This is a genomic window from Pseudomonas sp. GT1P32 (genome assembly GCF_054897805.1).
In genome coordinates this window covers 3,454,217-3,467,482 of the sequence record NZ_CM142704.1, presented here as the reverse complement: position 1 = coordinate 3,467,482, position 13,266 = coordinate 3,454,217, and the positions used below count along the sequence as shown (strand labels likewise).

The window sequence follows — 13,266 nt, the reverse complement described above, 5'->3', positions numbered from 1 at the left end:
AGCGGCGTCATGCAGTTGATTGAACATTCCGACTCGCCGCGCTACATCCGCCTGCACGAGCGGGACAACGTCGTGATCGTGGTCAACGATCAGGGCGTGCCGGCGGGCACCGAGTTTCCCGATGGCCTGGTCACCGTGGACTTCGTGCCGCAGAGCCACAAGGTCACCCTCGAGGACATTCCCGAGGGCGGTCAGGTGATTCGTTACGGCCAGACCATTGGCTACGCGTTGCAGCCGATTCCGCGCGGCAGTTGGGTCAAGGAAGATCAACTGCGCATGCCCACCGCGCCACCGCTGGACAGCTTGCCGCTGTCCACCGAAGTGCCGGCGGCGCAGGCCCCGCTGGAAGGCTTTACGTTCGAGGGTTATCGCAATGCCGACGGCACCGTCGGCACGCGCAACATTCTCGGGATCACCACCACCGTGCAGTGCGTCACTGGCGTTCTGGATCATGCGGTCAAGCGCATCAAGGACGAGTTGCTGCCCAAGTATCCGAATGTCGATGACGTGGTCGCGCTGACCCACAGCTACGGCTGCGGCGTGGCAATCACCGCGACGGATGCGTACATCCCGATCCGCACCGTGCGTAACCTGGCGCGCAACCCGAACCTGGGTGGCGAAGCGCTGGTGATCAGCCTGGGCTGCGAGAAATTGCAGGCCGGGCAGGTGATGCACGACAACGACAGCTCGGTGGATTTGAGCGAGCCGTGGCTGTATCGCTTGCAGGATTCGAGTCACGGTTTCACCGAGATGATCGAGCAGATCATGGCGCTGGCCGAGACCCGTTTGAAGAAGCTCGATCAACGTCGTCGGGAAACCGTGCCGGCGTCCGAGCTGATTCTCGGCATGCAGTGTGGTGGCAGTGATGCGTTCTCCGGCATCACCGCCAACCCGGCGCTGGGTTACGCCTCTGACCTGTTGCTGCGCGCCGGTGCGACGGTGATGTTTTCCGAAGTCACCGAAGTGCGCGACGCGATTTACCTGCTGACGTCCCGCGCCGAAACCGAGGAAGTCGCTCAGGAACTGGTGCGAGAAATGGACTGGTACGACCGTTACCTGGCCAAGGGCGAAGCGGATCGCAGCGCCAACACTACGCCGGGCAACAAGAAGGGCGGGTTGTCGAACATTGTCGAGAAATCCCTTGGGTCGATCGTCAAATCCGGCAGCAGCGCGATCAACGGCGTGCTGGGCCCTGGCGAGCGCTTCAAGCGCAAAGGCCTGATTTTCTGCGCGACCCCGGCCAGTGACTTTGTCTGCGGGACGTTGCAACTGGCGGCCGGGATGAACCTGCACGTGTTCACCACCGGGCGTGGCACGCCGTATGGCCTGGCGATGGCGCCGGTGGTGAAGGTATCGACCCGGACCGAACTGGCGCAGCGCTGGCCGGACCTGATCGACATCGATGCCGGACGGATTGCGACTGGACGGGCCTCGATTGAAGATCTCGGCTGGGAGTTGTTTCACTACTACCTGGACGTGGCCAGCGGCAAGAAACAGACGTGGTCGGAGCGGCATAAGCTGCATAACGACATTACCCTGTTCAACCCGGCACCGATCACGTAAGACCGCGTCGTCTGCATCGCTGGCAAGCCAGCTCCTACAGGATCTTCGTCGTACACAAAATTTGCGTACGACACAGTTCCTGTAGGAGCCGGCTTGCCGGCGATAGCGGTCTACCAGACGCCAACGTCCTGGGTGGCTTATCATTAGCCCCCTAACGACGCCCACCCAAGGTGACCCCCGGCATGCTGGCTATCTTCCTCGAAACCCTGAACATCACCGCGCCGGTGTTTGCCATGCTGTTTCTGGGTGTGCTGCTCAAGCGCATCAACTGGATCAACGACAATTTCATCCACACTGCGTCGGCTCTGGTGTTCAACGTCACCATGCCGGCGTTGCTGTTTCTGGGCATCCTGCATGCCGACTTGCACGCCGCGTTGCAACCGTCGCTGCTGATCTATTTTTCGATTGCCACGCTGGTCAGCTTCGCCATCGCCTGGGGCTGGGCGATCTGGAAGTGCCCGCGTGAAGACCGCGGGATTTACACCCAGGGTGCGTTTCGCGGCAACAACGGCGTTATCGGCCTCGCGCTGGCCGCGAGCATGTACGGCGATTACGGAATTTCCCTCGGCGCGATTCTCGCGGCACTGGTGATCCTGTTTTACAACACGCTGTCGACCATTGTGCTGGCGGTGTACAGCCCGGTGATCAAGTCCGACCCGTGGAGTATCTGCAAAAGCGTGATGAACAACCCGCTGATCCTCAGCGTGTTTGCGGCGGCGCCGTTTGCGTATTTCAATATTGCCTTGCCGGGCTGGCTGGAGAAGTCCGGGCAGTACCTGGCGCAAACCACGTTGCCCTTGGCGTTGATCTGCATCGGCGGCACGCTGTCGCTGGCGGCGATGCGCAAAAGCGGCAACATGGCACTCAGCTCCAGCCTGGTGAAGATGATCGGCCTGCCGGTGCTGGCGACGCTGGGCGCATGGCTCTGGGGCTTTCGCGGGGCGGAGTTGGGGATTCTGTTCCTGTACTTCGGCAGCCCGACCGCGGCGGCCAGTTTTGTCATGGCGCGTCAGGCCGACGGCAATCATGAACTGGCGGCGGCGATCATTGTGATCACCACGCTGATGGCGGCGGTGACCACCAACATCGGGATCTTTTTGTTGCAGTGGGGTGGGTGGATCTAGCGTCGGGATTTGTAGTGTTCTTCAGGGCCTCTTCGCGGGCAAGCCTCGCTCCTACAGGTTGGTGGATGCCCTGTAGGAGCGAGGCTTGCCCGCGAAGGCGATAGACCTGCTTACTCAGGCTTCTGATAGCTATCGATCACTTCCTGCGCCGCCCGAAACGCATCGATCGCCGCCGGCACACCGGCATATACCGCGCAATGCAGCAGTGCCTCGCGAATCTCTTCCACGGTGCAGCCATTGTTCAGCGCGCCGCGCACGTGGCCTTTCAATTCCTGCGGGCACTTCAACGCAGTCAGCGCGGCGAGGGTGATCAGGCTGCGGGTTTTCAGCGGCAACCCTTCGCGATTCCACACACTGCCCCAGGCGTGTTCATTGACGAAATCCTGCAACGGCTGGGTGAACTCGGTGGCATTGCCCAATGCGCGATCGACGAAAGCGTCACCCATCACTTGGCGGCGGACTTCAACGCCGGGTTTTTTGTTGTCGGTCATGGCAATTCCTTCTTGTGGTGTTGGCGACGCCAGGCGCGCAGCGACGTGAACAGCAAAAACGCCAATAGCGCCGGCAGGACGAAAAACAGCATCAGGTGTTCAAGCTTGCCGGCCAGCGGCATGCCGGTGGTGAACGACACCACGTGCAGACCGTAAGCCAGGTACAAACCCAAAAACAGCAGACCTTCGGCGCGGGTCACCCGGTAGCCGGAATAGAACACCGGCAGGCACAGCGCCGCGACACCGAGCATCACCGGCAAGTCGAAATCCAGCGCATTGGGCGAGACCGACAGCGGCGACGGCGCGATCAGTGCGGTAACGCCCAGCACGCCCAACAGGTTGAACAGGTTGCTGCCGATCACGTTGCCTACGGCGATGTCGCGTTGACCACGCAATGCCGCGATCAACGAGGTCGCCAGTTCCGGCAGGGAGGTGCTGACAGCGACGATGGTCAGGCCGATGATCCGTTCCGACAGCCCCAGATCCGTGGCGACCGACACCGCGGCGCCCAGCAGTAAATGCCCGGCGTAGATCAGCATTGCCAGGCCGGCGACGATCATCAGCAGGCTGCTGAACCACGGAACTTCAGGGCCTTCATGCGGGCTCGTTTGCGGGCGCGCCGAATGCCGCGACTGGCGCAGCAACAGGCCCAGATACAGCACCAGCGCCGCCAATAGCAGGACGCCGTCGGCCCGGGTCAGTTCTTCATTCCATGCCAGAACGAACACCAGCAGGCTGGCGCCGATCATCAGTGGAATATCCAGGCGCACCAGTTGCCGCGAGACCCGCAGCGGGATGATCAGCGCCGAGAGCCCAAGGGTGACGAGGATGTTGAAGATGCTGCTGCCGATCACGCTGCCGACGGCGATGTCGGCGTTCTGCGCCAGCGTGGCTTGCAGGCTGACGGCCATCTGCGGTGCGCTGCTGCCGAGGGCGACGATGGTCAGGCCGATGATCAACGGTCGAACGTGCAGCCGCGCGGCCAGGCGCACGGCGGCGCGCACCATCAGTTCGGCACCGGCGATTAGTAGAACCAGGCCGCTGAGCAGTTCAATCACGCTGAGCAGGGGTAAGTCGGCAAGTCCGAAAATGGTCGGGGCTCCGTGAGTCAGTCGAGGGCTTGCACGCGAACCCGTGCGGTGCCGCTTTTGAGCATGCCCAGTTGCTCGGCGGCTTCATGAGACAAGTCGATCAGGCGCCCGCGAGTGTGCGGCCCGCGATCATTGATGCGGACCACGCAGGATTTGTCGTTGTTCAGATTGGTGACCTTCACCCGCGTACCAAAGGGTAGTTGGCGGTGGGCGGCGGTCAGGGAATTTTTGTCGAAACGTTCACCGCTAGCGGTGCGTTTGCCCTGGTGTTTGGCGCCGTAGTAGGACGCCACGCCTGTCTGGTCGTAACCGTGAGGATCGACGACATCGGTGCTGGCGCAACCGGCCAGTAAAGACAACAGGGCGCAGGCCCCCAGTAGACGTTTCATAAACGGTTTCCCAAAAACAAATGTGGGAGCGGGCTTGCTCGCGAAGGGGCCATCACATCCAGCATAAATGCTGAATGTCACACCGCTTTCGCGAGCAAGCCCGCTCCCACAGGGGGTAGAGCCAGGCTTGAATACTGGCTCCATGCTCATCAACCTTCGAGCTTGCTTTTCAGCAGTTCGTTGACCTGTTGCGGGTTGGCCTTGCCTTTGGAGGCTTTCATGGCCTGGCCGACGAAGAAGCCGAACATCTTGCCGCGTTTGGCTTCGTCTGCCGCGCGGTATTGTTCGACCTGCTCGGCGTTGGCCGCGAGCATTTCGTCCAGCACCGCCGAGATCGCGCCGGTATCGGTCACTTGCTTCAAGCCGCGCTTGTCGATGATCTCGTCTGCGCTGCCTTCGCCATTGGCCATCGCTTCAAACACCACTTTGGCGATCTTGCCGGAGATGGTGTTGTCCTTGATGCGCAGCAGCATGCCGCCCAGTTGCTCCGCCGAAACCGGCGACTGATCGATGTCCAGGCCTTGTTTGTTCAACAGGCTGCCCAGTTCAACCATGACCCAGTTGGCCGCCAGTTTGGCGTCGCCGCCAATGCTCGCGACTTTCTCGAAGTAATCGGCTTGCTCGCGGCTGGTGGCCAGGACGCTGGCGTCGTAGACCGACAGACCGAACTGCTCCTGGAAACGCTCGCGTTTCTGCGGTGGCAATTCCGGCAGGGTGGCGCGCACGTCGTCGAGGAACGAGTTCTCGATAACCACCGGCAGCAGGTCCGGATCGGGGAAGTAACGGTAGTCGTTGGCTTCCTCTTTGCTGCGCATCGGACGGGTTTCGTCCTTGTTCGGGTCGTACAGGCGGGTCTGCTGGATCACCTTGCCGCCGTCTTCGATCAGTTCGATCTGACGCTGCACTTCGGTGTTGATCGCCTTCTCGATGAAGCGGAACGAGTTGACGTTCTTGATCTCGCAGCGCGTGCCGAACTCAGCCTGGCCTTTCGGACGGATCGACACGTTGCAGTCGCAACGCAGCGAACCTTCGGCCATGTTGCCGTCGCAGATGCCCAGGTAGCGCACCAGCGCGTGGACAGCCTTGACGTAAGCCACGGCTTCCTTGGCGCTGCGCATGTCCGGCTCGGAAACGATTTCCAGCAGCGGCGTGCCGGCGCGGTTCAGGTCGATGCCGGTGGCACCGTTGAACTCTTCGTGCAGGCTTTTACCGGCGTCTTCTTCCAGGTGCGCGCGGGTGATGCCAACGCGTTTAACCGTACCGTCTTCGAGGGCGATGTCCAGGTGGCCCTTGCCGACAATCGGCAATTCCATCTGGCTGATCTGGTAGCCCTTGGGCAGGTCCGGGTAAAAATAGTTTTTGCGGGCGAACACGTTGTGCTGGCCGATCTCGGCATCGATAGCGAGGCCGAACATCACGGCCATGCGCACCGCTTCCTGGTTCAGCACTGGCAAGACGCCAGGCATGCCGAGGTCAACCAGGCTGGCCTGGGTGTTCGGCTCGGAACCGAAAGTGGTGGAACTACCGGAAAAGATTTTCGACCGGGTGGTGAGCTGGGTATGAATCTCCAGCCCGATCACGACTTCCCATTGCATGTGTTTCTCCTCAGAAGCCGGTTGGGGTGCGGGTGTGCCAGTCAGTGTTCAACTGATACTGATGGGCAACGTTCAACAGGCGACCTTCCTGGAAATACGGGGCGAGCAGTTGCACGCCGACCGGCAGACCATCGACGAAACCGGCGGGCATGGACAAGCCCGGCAGGCCGGCGAGGTTGGCGGTGATGGTGTAGACGTCTTCCAGATAGGCAGCGACCGGATCGCTGCTCTTGGCGCCAAGCTTCCAGGCCGGGTTCGGCGTGGTTGGGCCGAGGATGATGTCGACTTCATTGAAAGCCGCCATGAAGTCGTTCTTCACCAGGCGACGAATCTTCTGCGCCTTCAGGTAGTAGGCGTCGTAGTAACCGGCCGACAGCGCGTAGGCGCCGACCATGATCCGGCGCTGCACTTCTGCACCGAAACCTTCGCCACGGGAACGCTTGTAGAGGTCTTCCAGGTTTTTCGGGTCTTCGCAGCGATAGCCGAAACGCACGCCGTCGAAACGCGACAGGTTGGAAGACGCTTCTGCCGGGGCGATCACGTAGTACGCAGGAATCGCGTGCTGCATGTTCGGCAGGCTGATTTCCTTGATCACGGCACCGAGCTTTTCCAGCTCCTTGATGCTGTTCTGGATCAGTTCGGCGATACGCGGGTCGAGACCGGCGCTGAAGTATTCCTTCGGCACACCGATACGCAAGCCTTTCAACGAATCGTTGAGGCTGGCGCTGTAATCCGGCACGGGCTCGTCGATGCTGGTGGAGTCATTGCTGTCGAAACCGGCCATGCCTTGCAGCAAAATTGCGCAGTCTTCGGCAGTGCGCGCCAACGGGCCGCCCTGATCGAGGCTGGACGCGTAAGCGATCATGCCCCAGCGCGAAACACGACCATACGTCGGTTTCAGGCCGGTGAGGTTGGTGAACGCGGCCGGCTGGCGGATCGAGCCGCCGGTGTCGGTGGCGGTCGCGGCTGGCAACAGACGAGCGGCAACGGCCGCCGCCGAACCACCGGACGAACCGCCCGGCACGTGTTCCAGGTTCCACGGGTTTTTCACCGCGCCGTAGTAGCTCGACTCGTTGGCCGAACCCATGGCGAATTCGTCCATGTTGGTCTTGCCCAGGGTCACTGCACCGGCGGCTGCCAGTTTGGCGACGACGGTGGCGTCGTACGGTGCCTTGAAGTTGTCGAGCATCTTCGAGCCGCAGCTGGTGCGCACGCCCTGGGTGCAGAACAGGTCTTTATGGGCGATCGGCGCGCCGAGCAGGGCGCCGCTCTCACCATTGGCGCGGCGTGCGTCAGCGGCTTTCGCCTGCTGGAGCGCCAGGTCTTCGGTGAGGCTGATGAAGCTGTTGAGCTGTGGATCGAGCTGGGCGATGCGCGCCAGCAGGACTTTGGTCAGCTCTTCGGAAGAAAACTTTTTATCGGCGAGTCCGCGGGCGATCTCGGCCAGAGTCAATTGATGCATTGCAGGCTCTTTCCCTTTAGTCGATGACTTTCGGAACCAGGTACAGGCCGTTTTCGACCGCTGGTGCGATGGACTGATAGGCCTCGCGATGATTGGTCTCGGTCACGACGTCTGCACGCAGGCGCTGGCTGGCTTCCAGTGGGTGGGCGAGCGGCTCGATACCGTCGGTATTGACCGCCTGCATTTCGTCGACCAGTCCCAGAATGCTGTTCAGGGCCGAAGTGATGTGTGGAAGATCGGCATCATTGAGGCCCAAACAGGCCAGATGAGCGATTTTTTCCACGTCGGAGCGTTCAAGCGTCATGGGATTCTCCAGTGGAAGGAAAACAGAACGGATGCTATCCGTGTGTTAGATTGTCGGAACACTACCGCATTTCTACGGTCATAAGGCCGCGATTGTGGGGGTTGGTGCACAGAAAAGCGGCCAATTTAACATATTGGCGCCTTGCCCAAAATCCCTGTCGTTGTTAGAGTTTGCCGCACTTTTTTACCCACGCGTTGCCTAGGGTCCCTTTCCCATGTTCAAGAAACTGCGTGGCATGTTTTCCAGCGATCTTTCCATTGACCTGGGCACTGCCAACACCCTTATTTACGTGCGCGAGCGCGGAATCGTCCTGAATGAGCCATCGGTTGTGGCTATTCGGACACACGGTAACCAGAAAAGTGTCGTTGCTGTCGGCACCGAGGCCAAGCGCATGCTCGGCCGTACGCCGGGCAACATCGCTGCCATTCGTCCGATGAAGGATGGCGTCATTGCCGACTTCAGCGTCTGCGAAAAGATGCTGCAATACTTTATCAACAAGGTTCACGAAAACAGCTTCCTGCAGCCTAGCCCTCGTGTGCTGATCTGCGTTCCGTGCAAATCCACTCAGGTTGAGCGTCGTGCCATCCGTGAATCGGCCCTTGGTGCCGGCGCACGTGAAGTGTTCCTGATCGAAGAGCCGATGGCGGCTGCGATCGGTGCCGGCCTGCCGGTTGAAGAAGCACGCGGTTCGATGGTGGTCGATATCGGTGGTGGTACCACTGAAATCGCACTGATCTCCCTGAACGGTGTGGTTTACGCCGAATCCGTACGGGTTGGCGGCGACCGCTTCGACGAAGCGATCATCACCTACGTGCGTCGCAACTATGGCAGCCTGATCGGCGAATCCACCGCCGAGCGCATCAAACAGGAAATCGGTACCGCCTACCCGGGCGGCGAAGTTCGCGAAGTCGACGTTCGTGGCCGTAACCTGGCTGAAGGCGTTCCACGCGCATTCACCCTGAACTCCAATGAAGTGCTGGAAGCTCTGCAAGAGTCCCTGGCCACTATCGTTCAGGCCGTGAAAAGTGCGCTGGAGCAATCGCCGCCGGAGCTGGCTTCTGATATCGCCGAGCGTGGCCTGGTACTGACCGGTGGTGGCGCCTTGTTGCGTGACCTCGACAAGTTGCTGGCCCAGGAAACAGGTCTGCCGGTGATCGTTGCCGAAGACCCGCTGACCTGCGTTGCTCGCGGCGGTGGCCGTGCATTGGAAATGATGGATAAACACACCATGGACCTGCTTTCCAGCGAGTAAGTCGCCGGATCGCTTCTATGCTGTTGAGCGCGCAGGCGGCACTTTGCAGTGCTGCCTGTTTGCGTTTACCTTCTGTCAGTCTGTATCCAGGCCGGTCTGCCGTATGAATAAAGAAAACATTTGCCTGGGAGGAGCGGCTTATTAAACCGCTTTTCACCAAAGGGCCTTCACTGGGCGTGCGCTTGTTGGTGCTGGTCGTGCTATCGGTCGCGCTGATGGTGGTCGATGCCCGCTTCACACTGCTCAAGCCAGTGCGTAGCCAGATGTCGCTGGTGCTGATGCAGTCTTACTGGATCACCGACCTGCCGCAGCGGCTATGGCAAGGTGTGGCCAGCCAGTTTGGCAGCCGTACCGAGCTGGTCGCCGAAAACGAAAAACTCAAGACCGAAAACCTGCTGCTGCAGGGGCGCATGCAAAAGCTTGCCGCCCTCACCGAGCAGAACGTTCGGCTGCGCGAGTTGCTCAATTCCTCCGCGCTGGTCAACGAGAAGGTCGAAGTGGCCGAGTTGATCGGCATGGACCCCAACCCCTTCACCCATCGCATCATCATCAACAAAGGTGAGCGCGACGGTGTGGTCCTCGGTCAGCCGGTGCTCGATGCCCGTGGCCTGATGGGCCAGGTGGTCGAGTTGATGCCGTACACCTCCCGTGTGCTGTTGCTCACCGACACCACCCACAGCATCCCGGTACAAGTGAACCGTAACGGTCTGCGAGCGATTGCCAGCGGCACCGGCAACCCGGAACGCCTGGAACTGCGTCACGTGGCCGACACGGCGGATATCAAGGAAGGTGACTTGCTGGTCAGCTCCGGTCTCGGCCAGCGATTCCCTGCGGGTTATCCGGTGGCGACGGTCAAGGAAGTGATTCACGATTCCGGCCAGCCATTTGCCATTGTCCGCGCCGTGCCAACCGCAGCCTTGAACCGTAGCCGTTACCTGTTGCTGGTGTTCAGCGATACGCGTACGCCGGAAGAGCGCGCCAATGATGCTGCTCAGGCTCAGGAAAACCTCGATGCGCAAGGCGGCGGCCCCATCATTCCCGCCACCGTGCCGAAGCCTGTCGGCGTGATCGCCCCGGCTGCCGCTGCTGCCCCTGCCGTTCCGGCGACTGCACCTGCTGCTGCGACCCCGGCCAAACCAACCGCTGCAACCCCGGCCAAACCAGCTGCCGCACACCCTGCTGCTGCCAAGCCGCCCGCGACTGCACCCGCCGCCAAGCCACCGGCGACACAACCCGCTGTCGTGAAGCCTGCTGCCAAACCGCCTGTCTCTGCACCGGCTACCACTGGGGGAAGAGAATAATGGTCGGTGCTACCGCCTCTCGAAACGGCTGGATGATCTGGCTGACGTTCGCCATCGGCATGTTGCTCAGCGTTTCGCCGCTGCCGCAATTCATGGAAATCCTTCGTCCGCTGTGGCTCGCCTTGCTGCTGGCGTTCTGGGCGTTGGCCCTGCCGCAGAAAGTCGGCATGGTCACCGCGTGGTGCCTGGGCCTGGCCGAAGATGTGCTTTACGGCACGCTGCTGGGCCAGAACGCGTTGATCCTGACGCTCATCACGTTCCTGGTGTTGTCGCTGCAACAGCGGCTGCGGATGTTCCCGATGTGGCAACAGAGCCTGGTGATCCTGGTGATCTTCGGCCTCGCGCAGCTTGTTCAGCTGTGGCTCAGCGCCCTGACCGGCAATCGTCAGCCAACGCTGGCGCTGGTCTTGCCGGCACTGGTCAGCGCGTTGCTCTGGCCGTGGATCAGCTTCGGTTTGCGCGGTCTGCGTCGACGTTACAAAATTAACTGATTCGGTCAGGCATTTGCCCACACCACGACAAGGGAGATGTCTTGATGAAACAGCTATTCCTCGCCTCAGGCTCGCCGCGTCGGCGTGAACTGCTCACGCAGATCGGCGTGCCGTTCTCCGCCATCAGCGCGGACATCGATGAAACCCCTTTGAATCATGAATCGCCGTCGGCCTATGTCGAGCGCCTTGCGCGCGGCAAGGCTGAAGCCGGGCGCGACACGGTCGTGTCCGACGCCGATTTTTGCGTGCTGGGCGCCGATACCGCCGTAGTGCTCAACGGCAAAATTCTCGGCAAACCGGTGGACGAAGCCGACGCGTGCGCCATGCTTATGATGTTGGCAGGACAAGAACATGAAGTGCTGACCGCCATTGCCGTGCTTGACGGTGAGCGTTGCGAGTCTCGTGTTGTGCGCAGCCTGGTGCGTTTTCGCCCTATCGATCTCAATGAAGCGGCGGCCTACTGGGCCAGCGGCGAACCGCGGGACAAGGCGGGTGGCTATGGCATTCAAGGACTGGGCGCGGTGTTTGTCGCCGGGCTCAATGGCAGCTACTCGGCGGTGGTCGGACTGCCGCTGTGCGAAACCGCTGAGCTGCTTGGCCATTTCGGCATACCCTGTTGGCAAACCCTTAACGCGCGCTGAGCGTCGTACTGACAAGATGCGGCCATTATCGTGAACATGCCTGAACGAGACCCTGCCATGAGTGAAGAGATCCTGATCAACATCACGCCGATGGAATCGCGCGTGGCGGTGGTTGAAAACGGTGTCCTGCAAGAGGTCCACGTCGAACGCACGCAAAAACGCGGTATCGTCGGCAACATCTATAAAGGCAAAGTGGTGCGGGTGTTGCCGGGCATGCAGGCGGCGTTCGTCGACATCGGTCTGGACCGCGCTGCGTTCATTCATGCCTCGGAAATTTCCCTGCGCGAAGGCCCTGCGGTCGAAAGCATCAGCGCGCTGGTTCATGAAGGCCAAAGCCTGGTCGTGCAAGTCACCAAGGACCCGATTGGTTCCAAAGGCGCACGCCTGACCACACAATTATCAATACCTTCGCGTTACCTGGTGTACATGCCGCGTACCGCGCATGTCGGCATTTCCCTGAAGATCGAAGACGAAGCCGAGCGCGAACGCCTCAAGCAAGTGGTCACCGATTGCGTGGCCACGGAAGGCATCAAGGAAGCCGGTGGTTTCATCCTGCGTACCGCCGCCGAAGGCGCCGGGGCCGATGAGATCCTCATGGACATCCGCTACCTGCGCCGGCTCTGGGATCAGATCAACGAGCAGATCAAAACCATCAGCGCGCCGAGTGTGATCTACGAAGACCTTGGCCTGGCACTACGCACCTTGCGCGACCTGGTCAGCCCGAAGATCGAGAAGATCCGCATCGACTCCCGGGAAACCTTCCAGAAAACCACGCAGTTCGTGGCCGAACTGATGCCGGAAATCGCTGATCGCCTGGAGCATTATCCGGGCGAGCGGCCGATCTTCGACCTGTACGGCGTCGAAGACGAAATCCAGAAAGCCCTCGAACGCAAAGTCCCGCTGAAGTCCGGCGGTTACCTGGTGGTAGACCCGGCGGAAGCCATGAGCACCATCGACGTCAATACCGGGGCGTTCGTCGGTCATCGCAACCTTGAAGAAACCATCTTCAAGACCAACCTCGAAGCCGCGACCGCCATCGCTCGCCAGCTGCGCCTGCGCAACCTGGGCGGGATCATCATCATCGACTTCATCGACATGGAAGACGAAGAGCATCAGCGTCAGGTGCTGCGCACGCTGGAGAAACAACTGGAGCGCGACCACGCCAAGACCAACATTATCGGCATCACCGAGTTGGGCCTGGTGCAGATGACCCGCAAGCGCACCCGCGAAAGTCTCGAACAAGTGCTGTGCGAGCCGTGCAGCAGTTGTCAGGGACGCGGCAAGCTCAAGACACCGGAAACGGTCTGCTACGAAATTTTCCGCGAAATCCTCCGTGAGGCTCGCGCCTATCAAGCGGAAGGCTATCGTGTATTGGCGAACCAGAAAGTCGTCGACCGCTTGCTCGATGAAGAGTCGGGCAATGTCGCGGAGCTGGAAGGATTTATCGGACGCACCATTCGGTTCCAGGTGGAAACCATGTATTCCCAGGAACAATACGACGTGGTGCTGCTCTGAATCGCTGTGTTTCAACCCGACTAGAACAGCTGGCCTCAGCTTTTTGC

The 13,266-nt window shown here is 60.7% G+C and carries 13 protein-coding genes; 7 read left to right on the top strand and 6 right to left on the bottom strand.

The features are described from left to right. Positions 1–9 precede the first annotated feature (9 nt). Both garD and ACYZUC_RS15995 read left to right on the top strand, forming a co-directional pair. Positions 10–1,563 carry a galactarate dehydratase gene (gene garD / locus ACYZUC_RS16000; RefSeq protein ID WP_461989234.1) on the top strand — a complete coding sequence of 518 codons (1,554 nt, stop codon included), beginning with the start codon at positions 10–12 and terminating at the stop codon, positions 1,561–1,563. A 182-nt stretch (positions 1,564–1,745) separates the two neighbouring features. Continuing rightward, positions 1,746–2,687, top strand: a complete 942-nt coding sequence (locus ACYZUC_RS15995; RefSeq protein ID WP_461989232.1) for an AEC family transporter — start codon at positions 1,746–1,748, stop codon at positions 2,685–2,687. A gap of 110 nt (positions 2,688–2,797) precedes the next feature. Here ACYZUC_RS15995 and ACYZUC_RS15990 read toward each other — a convergent pair whose 3' ends face one another. The 6 genes from ACYZUC_RS15990 to gatC form a co-directional block, all read right to left on the bottom strand. Further along, complete coding sequence (locus tag ACYZUC_RS15990) at positions 2,798–3,178, bottom strand: carboxymuconolactone decarboxylase family protein (protein ID WP_259155308.1); 381 nt, start codon at positions 3,176–3,178, stop codon at positions 2,798–2,800. After that, positions 3,175–4,236: a calcium/sodium antiporter gene (locus ACYZUC_RS15985; RefSeq protein WP_461989230.1), complete on the bottom strand. Its 1,062-nt coding sequence runs from the start codon at positions 4,234–4,236 to the stop codon at positions 3,175–3,177. Before ACYZUC_RS15985 ends, ACYZUC_RS15990 begins: the two co-directional genes overlap by 4 nt. 50 nt (positions 4,237–4,286) lie before the next feature. Continuing rightward, positions 4,287–4,658, bottom strand: a complete 372-nt coding sequence (locus ACYZUC_RS15980; protein ID WP_461989228.1) for a septal ring lytic transglycosylase RlpA family protein — start codon at positions 4,656–4,658, stop codon at positions 4,287–4,289. Between the two features lie 149 nt (positions 4,659–4,807). Continuing rightward, positions 4,808–6,253 carry an Asp-tRNA(Asn)/Glu-tRNA(Gln) amidotransferase subunit GatB gene (gene gatB / locus ACYZUC_RS15975; RefSeq protein WP_008026871.1) on the bottom strand — a complete coding sequence of 482 codons (1,446 nt, stop codon included), beginning with the start codon at positions 6,251–6,253 and terminating at the stop codon, positions 4,808–4,810. Positions 6,254–6,263: 10 nt separating this feature from the next. Next, a complete protein-coding gene (gene gatA / locus ACYZUC_RS15970; RefSeq protein ID WP_008026874.1) occupies positions 6,264–7,715 on the bottom strand; it encodes an Asp-tRNA(Asn)/Glu-tRNA(Gln) amidotransferase subunit GatA in 1,452 nt (483 codons plus the stop codon). 16 nt (positions 7,716–7,731) lie between these two features. Beyond that, the gene (gene gatC, locus ACYZUC_RS15965) at positions 7,732–8,019 is read right to left on the bottom strand and encodes an Asp-tRNA(Asn)/Glu-tRNA(Gln) amidotransferase subunit GatC (RefSeq protein ID WP_008026876.1); all 288 of its coding nucleotides are present in this window, start codon (positions 8,017–8,019) and stop codon (positions 7,732–7,734) included. Positions 8,020–8,233: 214 nt separating this feature from the next. Between gatC and mreB the strand changes: the two genes are divergently transcribed. The 5 genes from mreB to rng all read left to right on the top strand — a co-directional run bounded on the left by mreB (position 8,234) and on the right by rng (position 13,219). Continuing rightward, positions 8,234–9,271, top strand: a complete 1,038-nt coding sequence (mreB, locus tag ACYZUC_RS15960; RefSeq protein ID WP_002555108.1) for a rod shape-determining protein MreB — start codon at positions 8,234–8,236, stop codon at positions 9,269–9,271. 140 nt (positions 9,272–9,411) lie between these two features. Beyond that, on the top strand, positions 9,412–10,572 hold the full coding sequence (gene mreC, locus ACYZUC_RS15955) for a rod shape-determining protein MreC (protein WP_461996717.1): 1,161 nt from the start codon (positions 9,412–9,414) through the stop codon (positions 10,570–10,572). Then, positions 10,572–11,063, top strand: a complete 492-nt coding sequence (gene mreD / locus ACYZUC_RS15950; RefSeq protein ID WP_008037410.1) for a rod shape-determining protein MreD — start codon at positions 10,572–10,574, stop codon at positions 11,061–11,063. Before mreC ends, mreD begins: the two co-directional genes overlap by 1 nt. A 44-nt stretch (positions 11,064–11,107) precedes the next feature. Further along, on the top strand, positions 11,108–11,704 hold the full coding sequence (locus ACYZUC_RS15945) for a Maf family protein (protein ID WP_461989225.1): 597 nt from the start codon (positions 11,108–11,110) through the stop codon (positions 11,702–11,704). Between the two features lie 57 nt (positions 11,705–11,761). Then, complete coding sequence (gene rng, locus ACYZUC_RS15940; RefSeq protein ID WP_461989223.1) at positions 11,762–13,219, top strand: ribonuclease G; 1,458 nt, start codon at positions 11,762–11,764, stop codon at positions 13,217–13,219. Positions 13,220–13,266 lie beyond the last annotated feature (47 nt).